Genomic DNA, 18,193 nt, shown 5'->3' on the forward strand with positions numbered 1-18,193 from the left:
GTCCGCATCAAGCGGACTTTTTCATGTCACCAGAACAATTATGCTTGTTCAATGTCTTTCATAGTCAATTTAATACGACCACGATTATCAACATCAGCAACTTGTACTTTCACTTCCTGACCTTCTTTAAGAACATCAGTTACGTTCGCAATACGTTCATTTGAAATTTGCGAAATGTGAAGAAGGCCATCAGTACCCGGCATGATATTTACAAACGCACCGAATTCTACGATACGAATTACTTTACCGTCATAGATCTTACCTGGTTCAACTTCAGCAGTAATTGCTTGAATCTTAGCAATTGCAGCTTTAGCAGCAGCTTTAGTTTCACCAAATACGCGAACAGTACCGTTGTCTTCGATATCAATTGCAGCTTTAGTTTCTTCAGTAATTTGACGGATAGTTGCGCCGCCTTTACCAATAACATCACGGATCTTGTCTGGGTTGATGTTAATCACTTCAAACGTCGGTGCATGAGCACTGATTTCAGCACGCGCACGTGAAATGACTTTATTCATTTCGTTTAGGATGTGCATACGACCAGCAAATGCTTGGTTTAATGCAACTTCCATAATTTCTTCAGTAATACCTTCAATCTTGATGTCCATTTGAAGTGCAGTAATACCGTTTGCAGAACCTGCTACTTTAAAGTCCATATCACCTAAGTGATCTTCATCACCCAAGATGTCAGAAAGTACTGCGAAACGCTCGCCTTCTTTCACCAAGCCCATTGCGATACCCGCAACTGGTGCTTTAAGCGGAACACCTGCATCCATAAGTGATAATGAAGCACCACATACAGAAGCCATTGAAGATGAACCGTTTGATTCAGTAATGTCAGATACAATACGAATTACATACGGGAAGCGGTCAGCCGCAGGAAGAACTGCTTGAACACCACGACGTGCTAAACGACCGTGACCAATTTCACGACGCTTAGGACCAGATTCACGGCCTGTTTCACCTACAGAGTATGCAGGGAAGTTGTAGTGCAACATGAAGTTGTCAGTCTTAGTACCAGCAAGGGTATCAACCATTAACGCATCACGAGTATTACCCAAAGTTGTTGTTACCAACGCTTGAGTTTCACCACGTGTAAATAATGCAGAACCGTGTGCACGATCTAATACGCCAACTTGAACGTCGATAGCACGAACAGTTTTAGTATCACGACCATCAATACGTGGCTTACCTGACAAGATGTTGTCACGTACTGTACGGTATTTAAGGTCTTCGAATAATTCGTTTACTTCATCAGCAATACCAGTTTCGTCATTTTCTGGAACAAACTGAGCTAAAGCTTCTGCATAAAGTGCATCAAGTGCTGCATAACGGTCTTGTTTAACTGCAATTGTATATGCTTCTGAGATTTTCGCTTCGAAAGCTGCTTTTAATTGCTCAAGAAGAGTTTCGTTTTTAGCTGGAGCAACCCAAGTTGATTCAACAGCGCCAGCAGCAGCCGCAAATTCTTTAATTGCTTGAATTGCAATTTGCATTTCGTCATGACCGAAAAGCACAGCACCAAGCATTTGGTCTTCTGAAAGTTCTTTCGCTTCAGATTCAACCATCAGTACAGCAGATTCTGTACCTGCAACCACAAGGTCAAGGTCACTTTCTTTCAACTGTTCAAAGTTCGGGTTAAGAACATATTCACCGTTGATTAAACCAACACGTGCTGCACCGATTGGGCCACGGAAAGGAGTACCAGCAATAGACAATGCTGCTGATGTACCAAGCATTGCTGCAATGTCAGCATCCATAGTTTTGTCAGAAGAAACAACAGTTGCTGTTACTTGAATTTCGTTGAAGTAACCTTCTGGGAACAACGGACGAATTGGACGGTCAATAAGACGTGAAATTAAAGTTTCAGCTTCAGAAGCACGACCTTCACGCTTACCGTAACCACCAGGGATACGACCAGCTGCATATTGTTTTTCTTGATAGTTAACTGTTAACGGGAAGAAGTCTTGGCCCGCTTTTGCTTTAGGTTGAGCAACAACTGCAACTAAAACAGTTACGCCACCCATAGTGATTAAAACTGTGTTTGCTTGACGTGCAACGCGACCCGTTTCTAAAACGACTTGATGTTGACCGAATTGGAATTCTTTACGAACGATATTAAACATTGACATGTATTGTATTTTCCTAATTTTATTCTAGTGAGACCCCTAAGGTTTGGCATTCAGACTACACCGATTGGTAGATAAATGACAAAGCTTAGAAGCCATCACACTAGATCAATTATTTAAAATAAGTTAAACGCAAAGAAGGAGCGCACAAGCGCCCCTTCTAAAAATCACTTAACCTAGCATTAAGTGAAACTCTCTTTTCAGCGATAAAGCATTGCGACATGCGAAATAGCGAAAACAAAGTGAAAATCGAATTAACGACGTAAACCTAAAGCACCGATCAAAGCAGTGTAACGACCGTGGTCTTTACCATTTAAGTAGTCGAGCAATTTACGACGTTGGTTAACCATACGGATCAAACCACGACGGCTGTGGTGGTCGTGTTTGTGAGCTTTGAAGTGACCTTGTAAATCATTGATTTGAGCAGTCAATAAAGCTACTTGTACTTCTGGTGAACCAGTGTCATTTTCAGCGCGAGCAAATTTAGCAATGATCTCTGCGCGGTCTGCATTAGTTAAAGCCATTCGATTTCTCCGAGATGCTTAAAAAAGTAAACGATATGAATCAGTTGAGGCAACTGACTGCCGTGCATCACTACAGCAAGTCGCCTATTTTAAGGTATCTATAGGTGGATTGCAAAATAGTTTTCAGTAACTTGTCATTTTAGACACTGACATGAGGACCTTAACCCTGCACACTAGCCTCGAATAAAAAGAAAGAAGCGCGAGGGACGTGTGAAAATTTTTTCAACTAACACCTGTCCAGTACCGGACAATATTGGGCAAGTCATTCGACAAAAAGATGAAGTTGCTGCTGAACAGGGTGGAATGAGCGATCACCAGATTCAAAAAATCTGGAAAAGTATAGAAGCACTGTATAGAACCGGAAACTATCCACTCATTACCTTTTGTTTACGTAGGCAAGGTAAAATTTTGCTGAATAGAAGTATTGGATATGCCCAAGGGAACTCTCCGGCAGGACTTCAAGAAAATGCTCTGATTGCAACACCAGATACACCTGTTTGCCTATTTTCAGCATCAAAGATGATTACAGCCATGTTGATTCATCTATTAGATGAAAAGGGTGAAATCAATTTACTTGATCCCGTGAGCTATTATGTTCCTGAATATGGGGTCAATGGTAAGCGCCGTGCAACGATCTTTCATTTATTAGCACATCGTGGCGGCATTCCCTATATTGATGGCGATGTCACACCAGAATTGTTATTTGATAAAGACGAAATTTTAAAACGTTTATATGCTGCCCGACCTGTGTCTCCTGCTGGCAATCACCTTGCCTATCATGCTGTTACGGCAGGTTATATTTTAGGAGAAGTCATTGAACGGGTGACTGGGCAGGATTTACGTGAATTTGTACATCAAACTATCGAAAAACCGATGGGAATGCCCTATTTCAACTATGGCTTAAAACCAGAATTCCGTTCAGAAGTTGCCTTAAACTGTGCAACAGGTCTGCACCCTCGCCTTGGTACCGATCACTACCTAAATCATGTGCTAGGTGGTGGTTTACAACTTGCAGTTGATGTGACGAACGATAGTCGTTTTATGGACACCATTTGCCCAGCTGGAAACATCTATACGAGTGCAGAACAAGCTGGTCGCTTCTTTGAAATGCTTTTAAGTGGTGGAAGCTACGGCGGTCAGCAAATCTTTAGTGAGAAAACAATTTTCAGAGCAACACTGCCAACCACAGGCGTTAACATTGATCGGACTTTATTAATTCCAATGCGCTATGCTTTAGGGCCAATGTTAGGCAGTAACCCGGTAGGCCTTTTTGGTCCAATGACAGGACAAGCATTTGGCCATTTAGGGTTCTCCAATATCTTATGCTGGGCCGATCCAGAAAGAGATATAAGTGTTTCCCTATTAACGACAGGTAAATCTGTAGTAGGTACTCACCTACCTGCTTTAGCTAAAGTGCTCTATCAAATCTCAACCCAATGTCCACGTATACCGAGAGATCAACGCCGTTCGTTATTTGGTAGTGATTCTCATGAGACTGACTTAGTGTAGAAGCAAATAAAAAACCCAAGCATTTCTGCTTGGGTTTTTTGCGCTGTAGTTTTTGTTTATCGTGTTATTGCTGTTTTTATTGTCGTTGGTGAGATGCTAGTCACATCCTTCTTGTTGTTTTAACTCACTTCCGATGTTTTTGTTTCTATTTCCTTATGTGATGTATTGTGACATATCCAATTATGAAGAAAAGTAGTATTTTTCTTATCATCATGTAAGTGAAAACGTACAGGTCTGTATAATATTTGGTAAATAGCCATTTTTACCTTTAACGTACAGTTCTGTATAACATATAACTTAACAATTCACAGGAAAAATGCCTGTTTTGAAATCATATTATAGATAAATATATTGATATTATTGATTTAAATCTTTAGACAAAAACAGAGTGAAGATAGTGTTAAAAACGAAATGTGCGAATGCTTTTTGGAATATGGTGAAAAGTAGAATATAAAAAAGCCCTGTAGTCTCTCCCAAAACTACAAGGCTTAGCGGCTGTAAGTTTCCTCTTTATACACCTACTTCATTGTAAGTTCGCAGTCTCTCGACTTAAGTTATTATTATTGTGCGATTTTGCCCGACATTCCGTGCCAAGCTCGTTGTGCGTTTATAATCTCAAAAACACGGGGTGTACTCTAGCAGCAAATATCTCGAATCTATGTAAGCTTTTTCTTACAAGGGTAAAAATATTAAGTTTGTCTTAACGAACTAACCGATTAACTTTTTGAACTAAACCGCTTTTTCGTGTAGTACGAACTGTAAATGCTTGTAATAAAGCCTCTTGATGCACTAAAAGACTGACTACTTTCTTAGCTCGTGTAATCGCAGTGTAAATAAGTTCTTGGCTTAATAAGTTCTTGGCAGCCTGATCTAAAACGACAGCAGTGTGTGTAAATTCAGACCCTTGCGATTTATGAATCGTTAAAGCGAACGCATTTTGAATACTTTTAGGTAATCGATTTGCAGCGACCCATTTATTCAAACTTGGAAAATATACTTCAAACTGCTGTGGCTGAGTCCTGTGCTCAAAGCACAAACCAATGTCTCCATTTGAAATACCGAGTTGATAATCGTTATAAGTCATCATTACAGGACGACCCACGTACCATCCTCCAAGAGTCACTATTGAAAGTTGCTGCTGCAACCAACGCTGCGCATATTGGTTTAACTGCTGCAACCCAAACGGGCCATGCCGAACCGCGGTTAAAATCCGGTAGTCATCAAATGCTTTTACTACATTTTGGACCTGTTCAATCGAGCGCTCTTCTTTTAAATAATTTTTTAGGCTTTTTACATATCCTTGGAAACCGAGCATTAGCTTTTGATAATAGGTATCTAGGTCTAATAGATTCCCTTCTGGTAAATATTCAAGCTGAACAACATCAGGCATATCTCTTTGTAAAAGTATGGGCTTTAATTCTGAAACCTGAACAATATCAACTTCAAACCGCTGCAAAACCTCTACATGGTCTTGTTGATAGCTTTGTGCCTGAATAAATTTGGCCACTTGTCCAATCAATGCACCTTCAGCAAAACGACGACTGGTTTGTAATTGTACTCGGTTATCAGCCAACGCCTGTATTTGCTGCAAATCTGCAAGAACCGCCCCGACATCAACGGAAGCAAGCTGATTTGCATCTCCTAATAAAATAATTCGACAAGACTCAGGCACAGCTTCAAATAAAAGAGTAGCCAGATTTAAATCCAGCATGGAAGCTTCATCCACGACAATCACGTCATAAGGCAAAGGCTGTTTTTGATTAAACCGTGGTGTCTGGCTATGTCCCATGCCCAACAAACGGTGAATCGTTTGTGTTCCCTGATTTCTGAGCTCTTCACTCACTAATCCGGACTCAAGCAATTTAGGGTCATTAAACGAGTTCTGTAAAGCCTCTTGCATTCGCTGTGCTGCTTTACCTGTTGGAGCAGCCATCGCCACACGAATATGTGGAATTGCTTGACTCAGCACAGCAATAATACGTGCCAGCGTATAAGTCTTACCTGTACCCGGCCCACCCGTAATAATACTCAGGCTCTGCCGAGCAACCATTTGTAAAGCTGCCTGTTGATGAGGATCGGTAAGCAGGTCTAAATAGTCATCACAAGAGACAGGTTGAATTAATTGTTGCTTTAATCGACAAATTTGTTCTGCAAGTCGTTGCTCTAGGTGCCAATATCGGTATAATGCCAACCCCTGCTCATCGTAGACGCACGGCGCAACTTTTAAGGTTGCTTGATCGGCAGATATAGCAAGCTGACCAAGTGCTGCAATTTGCTCTGAACTGATATCAATACAACTATCGCCTTGTAAGCTCGCTTCAATAAGCTGCCGCAAGTAAGAAGTGGCTTCTGACACTTGCGATTGCTCAGTAAATGGAGCCTGATTTAAGAAGTTACTCCACGTTGTTAACCAGCTTAAATCGGCCTGTTCAGAGCTATTTAGATTGTCCACACACTTATCCACCTAGTTTTCCACACGCTTGTCCACATGGTTATAGACAGGCTTATCCACATGCCAAGTATTTGTTAATCTTCAGATTACGCATTTTATCAGCATTTTTCATGCTATTTTATCCTCAGCAAAATACCCCAAAATGGCATCAAGACGAAGAATAAACTCGACGCTAGGTTCCCAATAATAGTACCCCTGCTCTGCTTCACCATTCATGCCACGTAAATAAAGATAAGTTGCCCCACCTAAGTGTTGCTCAATCTGGTAATCCTGCATTTTGACTTGCAAATAGCGATGTAACGCAACGAGATATAAACCTGCTTGTAGCCAGTAACTTGCCAAAGACATGCTTTGAGCAATGCTATCACTACGATAATCTGCAAGATCATCCCCTAAGTAATTACTTTTATAATCGGCAATGTGGTAACGCTGACCATCAAAATAAACCAAATCGATAGAACCATTAAGGTAACGCGCTGAACGAGCCTCAAGTAACTCCGGCATATTCAACCCATACTCAGCGAAGAGCTGCTGAATACGTGTCATTGCTAAAACCCGATCTGAGAGTGCCAAATAAAAAGGAAACTCTGACAAATACTGATCTTGTTGGAGCTGGTTTAATCGAAAGCCTTGAGAAAGCGGTGTTCGCAAAATATCTTTTAACCACTCTGCAACTGACTGGTAAAGCAGATTTTCTGCATCTTCCTCTTCTGGGAAGCTCTCGTTATATTTACTGAGTAAATCTTGCCAAAGGCTACTATAGTCATTTTTAAAACGACGACGTATTTCTATGACCCAGTCATCTGAACATTGAAAATCAATATGTTCAAATATTTCATGCAAGAAATTACCGGCAAGCGTTCCTCTAGGAAAATTATTCTTTATCCAGTCAATCGGCTGAGCACTGATTGCTTCAGCAGTATTGATTAAGTCTAACTCATCTTCTGCTAATACAGCATCATTGCTCTGGCTGGCCAATAAATCTGTGCCAGCCTTATGTTTTAAATGCTGTGCCAAGTAACTGAAACTGGTTTTCCCTCTCGAATAAAAACGTTGTTCAGGGAATCGTTGTGCTTGTATTTCAATAATACTGGTTTGCTTGGCTAAATGAATTGCCTGTGGAATCTGTTCTAAAACCACTTCATCCGTACAGCAACGGTGTTGAAAAGGTTCAGCTCTATTTTTCCAAAAAGCGAGACCTGATACTGACTTGCCATCAAGATCTTGTAGGACAGCATAGACGCGGTGGCTTGCTCGCGTTAAAGCGACATACCAAAGTCGATTCTGTTCAGCGAGCGCTCGTTCTTCGTGCTGCTTAAGTTCAATTTCATTCAAATAAGTTTTATCAGCAATCGCAACGACACGTTGAGTCAAGGTCTGACTTATGTCTGGCTTGACGACCTCTTGGGTCGAAAAATTGAGTGTTTTATTATTTTCTCGAAAGGGCTTGTCTGCACCTAATAAAAATACAATCTTAAATTCCAATCCTTTGGACTGGTGAATGGTCATGAGCTGAACACCAGCTTCACTCGATAATTTACGTTCTAACTCCCAATCACGGTCAAGAGGAGAACGCAACTGTTTGAGATACCAGTGATAAAGGTTCTGAGCACCTGAGTATTTTTCACTATGCTGACTCAGAATTTCAGTTAAATGACGCAAGTTCACCACAACCCGTTCATTATCTTTACTTTGGGCAACAACCAAATTTTGCCATATATCAAACTGGATGAGACATTGTTGCCATGCCACTAAAAAGCCTTGAGTGGACCACAACTCTCTAATCGTGTCAAAACCAGTCATAAACTGGCTTAACCCTTCGGCTGTCTGCTCAAGCTGCAAGAGTTGTTTTAAATCCATGGCAAATAGACGGCTAATTAAAGCTCGCTTCATTTTTGCCTCATCGTAAGGATGAAGTATGGCAGTCAACAAAGCACCAACGTCTTGAGCAATCGTGCAATCGAAAACACTTCTTTTTGATGGTCTGTTAACCCGAATTCCTAAACGCTCTAGCTCAAATTGAACTTTATCAAGTCCATCATGATTACGGGACAATACCGCAATATCATCTTCGTTTAAGGTTTGAGTCTGCGCATCTTTTTGAAAATATAGTTGTCCGGCATGTGACTGGTTAAGTAGATCTCGAATCTTCCAAGCAACTTGCTGAGCCTCTGTTTCTTTATCTTTGAGCATTAACCAGCGCAAAGGGTGAGGATTATGATTGTTCTGCTCAATCAGTACAGGATGAGGCCGAGTGCCTGCTCGAATTGGGTCATATTGAACTTCTTCACCAAAATCAATTTGTCGTTGAAATAAGGCGTCGACCACATCAACCAGATCAGCAACAGAACGATGGTTATGAATTAACTTATATTCACGACCATGTTTGGCTTGAATATCTTTATAGGCATTTAAGAAGGTGAGCATATCCCCACCACGGAAGCCGTAAATCGCCTGTTTACGGTCGCCCACCATAATCATGCAGCCTTTTTGGTAACGCTCTGGATGGCGCCAAATGCTCGCCAGCATATCATCTTGATCTTGGTTAGTGTCTTGAAATTCATCGACCAAAATTAAGGGATAACGTGCCTGAACAAATACAGCAAAACGCTGCCCCTGCTCACCTTTTAAAGCTTCAGAAAGTGTCCGGATTTGTTGAGAAAAAGTAGTTTCACCTTTATTTTGCAAAACCTGAGGTAAACGTTTTTTCACCTCTACACATAAATAGGCTTTTAAAAAAATATGAAGCTGGTCGAACTGCTCGGCGTAGTTTTTCAGCACACCAAATAGCTGTTGAATCTGTTGGATACAAGGATGTTGATAGAATCCATCTGAAATTTCAGCAGGACATTTCTTGAAAACTTTCTGATCGGCAAGTTGACCTAAAAACTTAAAAACAAGCTCACGTTGTGCAGTCAAAGACCCATCAAAAACCAAAATGCTGTCGCTTTGCGTTAGAACTTGCAAAAGCTGCGGTAAACATTCACTAAATAGTTTGTTAAACGCACCATTTCGAAATACCGTCCCGCTCACATGCTTATAGTGTTCGCCATCAAGCTGGTAATACGAGTCTAAAAGGCTGATATCGATTTCTGTTGCCAACTGTTTTAGCTGAGCAAGTTGTTCAAACTGAATGGTTGGCTTTTCAGGAAGTTTAAAATGAGCAGAACTAAAGTTAAGTGAGTCTTCGACCAGTTTGACAAAACTATCGACACTTTTTAATTCACCTGCCAGATACAACGCATCAATCACGGTCTGAGGTTGAGACTGTATCCATTCACGCAGTACATCATGAATCAGTTGTCGACTATAGGTTTTAGCATCATCGGTAATTTGAGCGCGTTCAATTTTGCCACTCTCAAAGGCAAACTCACGTAATAGTTTTTGGCTAAAGCTATCGAGTGTTCCGACAAATAACTCGTCTAACTGATCGATGACTAATTTTAAACGTTCACACGCATAGGCAATACGCGTCGCAAAATGCTTTAGAATATGCTGGAGTAATAAATCAGGTTCTTGCTCTGCCTGCGTAAGTAATTCTTGTTCTGTAAAACTACGCTTGGCATCTAAATAACGGTACGTTTCAACCAAACGTGCACGAATACGGCTTTTTAACTCAGCAGCAGCAGCACGGGTAAACGTGGTCGCAATGACTTGTCTAGGCAAGTATTTTTCAAGAAAGATACGGACCATCAAACTTGATAAGGTATAGGTTTTTCCTGTACCAGCCGAAGCTTCAATTAAGTGCAAGCCACTAAATTCAATATCAATAATAGGTTGATAAGACACCTGTACTCTTGAGTTCATGCCTTACTCCGAATGTTGAAATTGAAAAACCGGATGATACAAATCATACGCAAACTCATCACAAGCATGTTGAAGCAAAGCCTGTGCATCTTGTTCTTGTAAAATAAAGCTCCAGTCTTGATGCAACTTACAAGCTTCATTTTGAGTCATATCCATCGTGGTAAATGACCCTGTCTCATTCCAGTATTTTAGCAGCTCTGTATAGCTCTTCTCATCCAGTTTTGCTTTTTCTGTCTGATTTATTGTTTCCCACTGATATGCTTTAGCTTTTTCTAACGGCTTTAATAATAAGGCTGCTGGTAGAACTAAAGGTTGTTGCTGTGCATGGCGCCAGATTTTAAACCATGGCTGCAAATATTGCCGAGCTTGCTCAGAACTAATCCCACTACAAATCACAGTTTGATCGCTAAAAACCACAATACGGCGCTTTTCAGCTCCTGCACTACCCTCATTCAAATAAGCTAACCAGAGCAGATATTCTAACCAGACTTTAGCACGTCTTTTTGCGCGAGCGCTTGAAGGTTCCATACTCACCCAGTCCCGAGTTTCAGACTTCGGAACGGTAATATTCATATGAAGCTGTTTAGCAATTCGCCAAATACGCTGAGTTGTTTGTGTCACTTCCGGTGCATAATGATGAAGGCGTTCAAGCAAACATTCTTGCTCGAACACACCTTGTTGCCATGCGCTATATTTGACTTTACCTACAGGCAACTGATCAATTAATACTTCAGGTTGTGCTTGCTGTTCAGATTGTTGTAAAAAATGTCGGATCGCATAGCGCCCTAAACCATCTAATAATAAAGGTTCATTTTGGTCGAGCACTCCGATACTTCCTAAGTTTTCTACCCCTAAAGTTTTTAAATAGAGGCGTGCAGGGAATGTCACATCCTGTATCCACTGCTGACTTTCTAAAACCAACATATCCGGTGCTTGTAGCGGATAGGCTGTGTTCGCCCAAGGTTGACGGTTTCCTGAAATTTGCTGAATTTGTGAAGCGACCTTAAACCAGTGATCTTGGTAGCGGATAACACTTTTTTCTACAGTGAAACCTTTCGGGTCGAAGGGCTGTAAATTATGTAAGTGATAGAGTTGGTTTAACTGTGATGGAATTTCAATCCCTTCAATAACGACACTTTCAGGTACATCGTCTTCAGCTTTCACAATCAAGGCAAGATGTTCACGGAACTCTTGGAGAATACTAGAAGGTTCTCGCACCTCTCCATCGTTCACATCAAAGCCGTTATAAAACAGCCATAAATTTTCTTGGGCTAATAATAAAGCATCTAAAAACGCCCCTTGATCATCTTCAAGTCGAGAGCGATCGCCTAACTGTTGACGCAGTGCATCCATTAAATCAAATGGAACATGGGTATCGCGGTTTGGAAATTGCCCTGCATCAAGATTTAGCATGACCATTAAACGATAAGGTAACGGTCGAATGTGTCCAATTTGGGCAAAAGTAATTTGCCCAGTCGGCTCAGCTTGCGCACTTTGACTTTCTAATGTCCGTTGAATTTCTTCAATAATATAAGGTAGTGGCAAGGTGATTTTGCGCAAAGTCCCTGTGTCTGTCTCGGCGTAATAGCTTGCGAGCGTCAACATTCGCTCTTGTTTTTTAACAATTTCCCTCACAGCTTTTAGAGCAGCAACACCGACCTGCTCAAATTCAACAATATCTTTGCCTAGCACTTGGAGCCAATATTCAACCGTATAGACTTTTCCTTGTTCATGCAGAGTCAGCCAATCACGGCGCTCATTTAAATCTTGATACATCTGAATAAGTGTACCAATCAGCTCGAAATCGCTCGGTTGAACTTTGGCGTAACTCAACACCTGATTAAAGGTCGCATGTACAGGCACGGCAATGCCAAGAGCCAATCGCTCTAAGGCAAATTTAAAGCTATATCGATAATCATCATCACCGTCACACAAACTGCGCTTGAGATGCTCTGCATCAAGCCCTCGTTTAAAGCCCGCATCGGCAAGTAAATTTAAAATTCGCTCGACCTGAACATACTCAAGTTCGTAACGTTGCTGGGTCGCATGCAAGCTTAACCAATCAGCAAAATCATCAAAGCTAAAACGCCCCTGCATCAGTTGAATACGCCCAATCACGGCACGCCAAGCATTCAGTGCATCAAGTGATGCAACACCTGCAATTTTCACTGGCAAATGTACACCTTGCTCAGTGGCAGTAGCGGGAAATACACTTCGAATTAAAGGCTCTATATCAGCCAAATTAGGAACTAGAACTAAAATATCGTTTGGACGGCGCGACTGTTCATGCGGTTTAGCCAACCAACAGATTAATTGCTCTTTTAGTACTTCAAGCTGACGTAAAGTCGAATGACAAACATGAATCTGAATCGAGTCATCGTCTGGAACAAGCTCATATTGCTTAGCTTGAGGTTCAACTAAATGCAAAATATCTGACTGAACTTTACCGAGTAAACTTTCAGGAAAATCATCCACAAAAGCATCAACCCACTTACCTTCTTCACCCGTAGATAAATTCGATAATAAAGAAAAGTGGTCGCGGGCTTGTTTACCCAATCTGGTTAAAAGCGGATGTCTAGACTCACGCGCTTCAGCATTAAAATTGAGTGTGAATTTATTAAAGAAATCACTAATTTCAGCATCAGTAGCCTTTGGATTTTTCGCAATAAAACGCTCTTTTACCCCTAAGTCATAACGCTGTTTCCAGAGTGGATCGACACTATCGGCCCAATATTCTTGTGAAGGGTTATAGTGCAAAATCAAGACATCAATATATTGGCCTAAACGGCGCAAGAACTGTAACTGACTTGGCGGCAAATCTAATAACGTAAAAATCACTACTTGATTAGGTAATCTTGAAATAGCACGCTTACCACGGTCTGGATGATCTAACTCTTGCCAAAACAACGCGTCAATTTGCTGCATTTGCACAAAATCATCATGAAAATGTTGCTGCCACAACCAACGCTGCCAACGCTCTAGCTCCTCAGTTTGATGTAATGCAAAAGCAGTCACTTCTTCATCTTTCTGCACAATATATTTTTCAATATCGAGTGCTCGGCCCTGTCCCCAAGCAGACAACCAGTTTTCCGGACAGGTACAACTATTTTCACAACCACGCTGGCACTGTCCACGATAAATCATATAGTTGCTAAATAGATCGGCAACCTGCTCAGCGACCCAATACAGCATTTTTTGTTTTTTTAATTGTTTATCTATGCCTTGTTCGAGTCGATCTGCACTGTCATAAATACGCTGAACAATAGAATGTAAAGGATGCGACGTATCGATGCTCATCGTGTCAGGTTGAATAAATTCGTGTAGAGCCTGATGCACCCGCCATTTAAAAATCAAACGCGGGATGTTCGCTTTACGGACCTGTTCTTTATGCGCAGTTAAAACTTGCTGATAGGCAAACCATTGGAAACCTCGTACCCGTTGGTGAAACTGGTAATTGGCACTCATGCCTTGCTGTTCTGCAAGTTTTTGTATCAGCCACTGCTCGACCGCAGGACTTGGAACAATAAAATGTTGGGTTTTCAAAACCTGTAATGGATGCGTTGAAGCTTGAGATGTAGACACCAATACACCTTGCAACAACACATCAATACGTTGACTTTGAATAACATGGATCCCCATTTATTTCATTTCCTGCTTGCATAATTTATGCACAAAATCATAAACATTCATTACTATACAACTGAATCTGACTATGTCACGTTGGTTTAAACACAGCATAATTTAACTTAAGGTGTCACTTACACTTGGTTTGAATGACGCCATCAAGAACTTATACAGGTAGACATTATGAAAATTGACAAGATTCCTGACTATATTGATCCTAGCCTAAATCTGGAACAAATTCGCGATGAGTGCCATGATCTCATCAAAAAAAGAGCTTACGTCTCAGCCGGAGCGGCAATTGTACCGATTCCTTTTTTTGACGTGGCGGTAGATTTGGGAATTTTGTCGCACCTGATTCCAGATATCAATTCCCGTTTTGGTTTAGCACCTGAGCACGTGAGCGTTTACGACCCAAAAACTAAAACTATTCATTGGGATGAGTTACGTAAACGCGGTTTTGAATTTTCAGGTTTTGTAGTCGCACGTACTACCGTTAAAAAAACATTTAACGGCTTTTTAGGCAAAATCGTAACAAAACAGGTGACTAAATTTATACCGCTAGGCGGACAAATTGTAGCAGCAAGTTTAGGCTATTTCATGATGAAAAAAATAGCAGAAACTCATCTGAATGACAGTTATAACCTTGCAAAACGTATTCAGCAAAAAAGCCGTGGCACTATTGTAAATTAATGTTTGCCTTGTAGCTGAGAGCTTAGTCTGCTCTCAGCTGTTTTAAAATGGCCTTCAATACTTCCAGACGTGCCGTATATTTATCATCAGTTGCGACGATATACCACGGTGCATATTCAGTACTGGTTCGCTCAAACATATCGGCTGCTGCTTTTAAATAATCGTCCCACTTATCACGATTACGCCAATCTTCTGCGGTAATTTTAAAACGTTTATGTGGTGTTTCTTCTCTGGCCTTAAAACGCTGCTCTTGCTCATCTTTACTAATCGCTAGCCAAATTTTTACTACAATCGTTTGACTATCAAATAAATCTTTTTCAAAGCGATTTATTTCATCATAGGCACGCTGCCACTCTAAAGGCGAAGCAAACCCTTCAACCCGTTCAACGAGCACGCGCCCATACCATGTCCGATCAAAAATCGTGATTTTTTCAGCTTCATTAATGCGGTTCCAAAAACGCCATAAGTAAGGATGTCGAGCTTCAAAACGTTCAGGTGCACCAATACAATGAATATCATATTCACGTGGGTCTAAGTTTTTAACAATTCGCTTAATGGCCCCGCCTTTACCAGCAGCATCCATACCTTCAAAAGCAATCACGACATTGCGTTTATCAAAACGCATGGCATCGGCAATTTTTTTACTCAGTTTATCGAGCTCTTTTTTATATTCAGCTTTTTCAAGTGGTTCATTAGAAGGTTTTAATAAACTCTCTGGAATTTTAGCTTGCTGCCATTTTCCTTTAACTTCAGTTTCATGCTCTGGAAGTTGACGCATGTGTTGTAAAAGGTATTGAGCAAAAAATTGATCACGTTGCTTTTCATCTTCGCCATCAATAATGTACCAATCATCGGTAAAACGACGGCGTAACTTTTGCAAAGTGTCATATTGTTTTTTATTACGCCAGTCTAGGCCGTGGAGCTTATGCCAGTGTTGCTCTGACGGGTCAATTTTGTCTAAACGTTTTTGTAGTGATTTCCATGATAGATCGAACCAGACTTTAACCACATCGACATAGTTATTTTTTAAATCTTGCTCAAATGCCCGCATATTTTCAACGTATTCATCAAAACGCGAATCATCTAAAGGCTCGGAAACATGCGTTGCGGTGACGAGCAAATCGCTATACCAGTTGCCGAACATCACCACAATTTGTCCTTCAGTCGGAATAAACTCCGAGTAAGATTGCCAAAATGCTTCTGTGTCTGTCAGCACACGTGGCGCGTCTGCTTTGACTCGTAAATATCTAGGGTCTAACCACTCACGAAGTTGCTTAACAGCCTCGCCTTTTCCAGCCAGTTCAATACCACTCATTAATATCAGTGTGCTTTTAGCGTTGGGTTTGCCCCGACTTTCTTTTAACGCATATTGTGCTTCAATCAAATCAACTGAAAGCTGTTCTTCATCACGAATCTCAAATTTTGGTTGTTGTTCACTCATAGTCCACGGCTCTAATCTTTTATTGTTTAATTTCGATGATCTTTAACTTATGCGGTTAAATGATGAATTGCTATACAAATTATGTCATTGCGACAAAATTCTGTTTAAAAATTGACGCATGAATCATTTTTTTTACATCTACTCGCCATAGTACAAGGTTACAATGCCTTTTATGATTTTTTGCAAATAGCCCAATATTAGAGCCTTAAATGTCTAAACTCGCTGCTTTTGATGATCTTTTACAACAATATAAAACATTTAATTATCACGATAACCCAGTACTTGCTCAGCGTTTGCAAGATGTACAAACATGGTTAAAAGAGCGGATGAAAGATACGCATCATGACTTTTTTAATCTGCCAACACACAAGCTCATGTCAGAGTACTTTTTAAATCGTTTATATGGTGGCCCAGAGTTTGATGCTCTTGCAGCTCAAATTGAACGCCTATTGAAATATGCGCATAAAGCAGAAAAAGTCTTACCTGAAAATGCAATTAAAACGGGTACTAAATCGGTAAGTTTGGCTGTACTTGCAACCCAACTTGATGAGCAAGTAGCAATGCAACTTCTTGAGGACTATCCTGCTGATACAGTACTCACTGATGAAATTATGCGTTTAACCTTAATCAAGCTTGATCAGGCCGAAGCTCGTTATCAACAACTTGCTCTTCTTGACGAGTTAGGTGCAGCACTCGATAAATACATGCGCTCATTTATGATGTTTACTGCTTTTAAAATGTGTAAAGGTATTGCCCAAAAATATCACTTCGAATTGATGTATGATTTCATTCAAGATGGTTTTAGTGCGATGAAACCGTTAAAATCAGCCGAGACCTTTATCAAGACTTTTACTGAAAAAGAACGCCAGATTATTGAAAATGTACATTCAGGGCATCCGAATCCGTTTAGAGTGTGATAAGGTCGGCACATAGAAAAACTCAACCTCACGAAGTTGAGATTTTATTCATTATATTTGCATGATGATGCCTGTAAAAATAGACAAAATCTGTCATCATGCAGAACTTATTCCGTTTCACTTGAGTTTGAGTCTAGGAGAGACAATATGTCTAACGAAAACCAAAAGCCAACATCTCCAACTGAGCAGGCACAAAGTTCAGACAAAGTTAGCCCATTCCTAAGCTCACCTTTACCTCAAGGTACTCCTCAAGGGCAACAACAAACTTTACAGCAAACCTTAACAGACACACCTGTGAATGGTTCTGTACCTAAATACAATTTACCTCGTGGTGCTGGCAATACTGGCAACGTTGGTGAAACCACACACTTTGGTTACTCAACTGTTAGAACTGAAGATAAAGCACAAAAAGTTGCAGAAGTTTTCCATTCAGTTGCAAGCAAATATGACTTGATGAATGACTTGATGTCATTTGGTATTCACCGTTTGTGGAAGCGTTTTGCAATTAACATGTCTGGTGTTCGCCGTGGTCAACACGTGTTAGACATTGCTGGCGGTACAGGCGACTTAGCAAAAGTATTTAGCCGTGAAGTTGGTCCGCAAGGTCACGTTGTACTTTCAGACATTAACGAATCTATGCTCAATGTTGGCCGTGACCGTCTAATTGATGCAGGCTGTACCAATGTTGACTTCGTTCTTGCCAATGCAGAAACTTTAGAACCTTTTGCAGACAACAGCTTTGATCTTGTAACCATTAGCTTTGGCTTACGTAACGTGACAGATAAAGATGCAGCACTTGCGTCTATGTTCCGTGTGTTAAAACCAGGTGGTCGTTTACTGATTCTTGAGTTTTCTAAACCTGTATTTGAGCCATTCTCAAAACTTTATGACCTCTATTCATTCACTGCTTTACCGATTATGGGTAAATTGGTTGCAAATGACTCAGAAAGCTATAAGTATTTGGCTGAATCAATCCGTATGCACCCAGACCAACGTACTTTAAAAGGTATGATGGAAAATGCTGGCTTCCAGAACTGTGACTATCACAACCTTACTGCTGGTATCGTTGCTGTTCACCGTGGCTTTAAACTGTAAGGGAT

At 40.7% G+C, this 18,193-nt stretch carries 10 protein-coding genes; 4 read left to right on the forward strand and 6 right to left on the reverse strand.

Annotation, left to right across the window (positions count from 1 at the left end; genetic code table 11):
* Positions 1-38 precede the first annotated feature (38 nt).
* Together pnp and rpsO are read right to left on the reverse strand one after the other, a co-directional pair.
* Positions 39-2,126 carry a polyribonucleotide nucleotidyltransferase gene (gene pnp / locus ACYU0V_RS16560; RefSeq protein ID WP_171071986.1) on the reverse strand — a complete coding sequence of 696 codons (2,088 nt, stop codon included), beginning with the start codon at positions 2,124-2,126 and terminating at the stop codon, positions 39-41.
* 257 nt (positions 2,127-2,383) lie between these two features.
* Positions 2,384-2,653 carry a 30S ribosomal protein S15 gene (gene rpsO, locus ACYU0V_RS16565; RefSeq protein WP_002114951.1) on the reverse strand — a complete coding sequence of 90 codons (270 nt, stop codon included), beginning with the start codon at positions 2,651-2,653 and terminating at the stop codon, positions 2,384-2,386.
* 210 nt (positions 2,654-2,863) lie between these two features.
* Between rpsO and ACYU0V_RS16570 the strand changes: the two genes are divergently transcribed.
* The gene (locus ACYU0V_RS16570) at positions 2,864-4,162 is read left to right on the forward strand and encodes a serine hydrolase domain-containing protein (protein ID WP_461848295.1); all 1,299 of its coding nucleotides are present in this window, start codon (positions 2,864-2,866) and stop codon (positions 4,160-4,162) included.
* 700 nt (positions 4,163-4,862) lie between these two features.
* Here ACYU0V_RS16570 and recD read toward each other — a convergent pair.
* The 3 genes from recD to ACYU0V_RS16585 form a co-directional block, all read right to left on the reverse strand.
* A complete protein-coding gene (recD, locus tag ACYU0V_RS16575; protein WP_461848296.1) occupies positions 4,863-6,614 on the reverse strand; it encodes an exodeoxyribonuclease V subunit alpha in 1,752 nt (583 codons plus the stop codon).
* 108 nt (positions 6,615-6,722) lie between these two features.
* A complete protein-coding gene (locus ACYU0V_RS16580) occupies positions 6,723-10,421 on the reverse strand; it encodes a UvrD-helicase domain-containing protein (protein WP_461848298.1) in 3,699 nt (1,232 codons plus the stop codon).
* Between the two features lie 3 nt (positions 10,422-10,424).
* Positions 10,425-14,060 (reverse strand): exodeoxyribonuclease V subunit gamma, encoded by a 3,636-nt coding sequence (locus tag ACYU0V_RS16585; RefSeq protein ID WP_461848300.1) that lies wholly within the window; start codon positions 14,058-14,060, stop codon positions 10,425-10,427.
* Between the two features lie 168 nt (positions 14,061-14,228).
* On the opposite strand from ACYU0V_RS16585, the gene ACYU0V_RS16590 reads away from it, so the two are divergent.
* On the forward strand, positions 14,229-14,735 hold the full coding sequence (locus ACYU0V_RS16590) for a hypothetical protein (protein WP_016142355.1): 507 nt from the start codon (positions 14,229-14,231) through the stop codon (positions 14,733-14,735).
* Between the two features lie 22 nt (positions 14,736-14,757).
* Here ACYU0V_RS16590 and pap read toward each other — a convergent pair whose 3' ends face one another.
* Positions 14,758-16,176 (reverse strand): polyphosphate:AMP phosphotransferase, encoded by a 1,419-nt coding sequence (pap, locus tag ACYU0V_RS16595; protein ID WP_005065911.1) that lies wholly within the window; start codon positions 16,174-16,176, stop codon positions 14,758-14,760.
* Positions 16,177-16,385: 209 nt separating this feature from the next.
* On the opposite strand from pap, the gene ACYU0V_RS16600 reads away from it, so the two are divergent.
* A complete protein-coding gene (locus tag ACYU0V_RS16600) occupies positions 16,386-17,093 on the forward strand; it encodes an FFLEELY motif protein (RefSeq protein ID WP_039763482.1) in 708 nt (235 codons plus the stop codon).
* 147 nt (positions 17,094-17,240) lie between these two features.
* Positions 17,241-18,188, forward strand: coding sequence for a bifunctional demethylmenaquinone methyltransferase/2-methoxy-6-polyprenyl-1,4-benzoquinol methylase UbiE (ubiE, locus tag ACYU0V_RS16605; RefSeq protein WP_002114829.1), 948 nt, complete (start codon positions 17,241-17,243; stop codon positions 18,186-18,188).
* Positions 18,189-18,193: the final 5 nt, after the last annotated feature.

It is taken from the genome of Acinetobacter sp. X9 (genome assembly GCF_054889255.1).

Coding starts and splice junctions, on each gene's coding strand:
- ACYU0V_RS16590 (WP_016142355.1), top strand. CDS start 14,229: ATGAAAATTGACAAGATTCCTGACTATATTGATCCTAGCCTAAATCTG.
- ubiE (WP_002114829.1), top strand. CDS start 17,241: ATGTCTAACGAAAACCAAAAGCCAACATCTCCAACTGAGCAGGCACAA.
- rpsO (WP_002114951.1), bottom strand. CDS start 2,653: ATGGCTTTAACTAATGCAGACCGCGCAGAGATCATTGCTAAATTTGCT.
- ACYU0V_RS16585 (WP_461848300.1), bottom strand. CDS start 14,060: ATGGGGATCCATGTTATTCAAAGTCAACGTATTGATGTGTTGTTGCAA.
- pap (WP_005065911.1), bottom strand. CDS start 16,176: ATGAGTGAACAACAACCAAAATTTGAGATTCGTGATGAAGAACAGCTT.
- ACYU0V_RS16580 (WP_461848298.1), bottom strand. CDS start 10,421: ATGAACTCAAGAGTACAGGTGTCTTATCAACCTATTATTGATATTGAA.
- pnp (WP_171071986.1), bottom strand. CDS start 2,126: ATGTTTAATATCGTTCGTAAAGAATTCCAATTCGGTCAACATCAAGTC.
- ACYU0V_RS16600 (WP_039763482.1), top strand. CDS start 16,386: ATGTCTAAACTCGCTGCTTTTGATGATCTTTTACAACAATATAAAACA.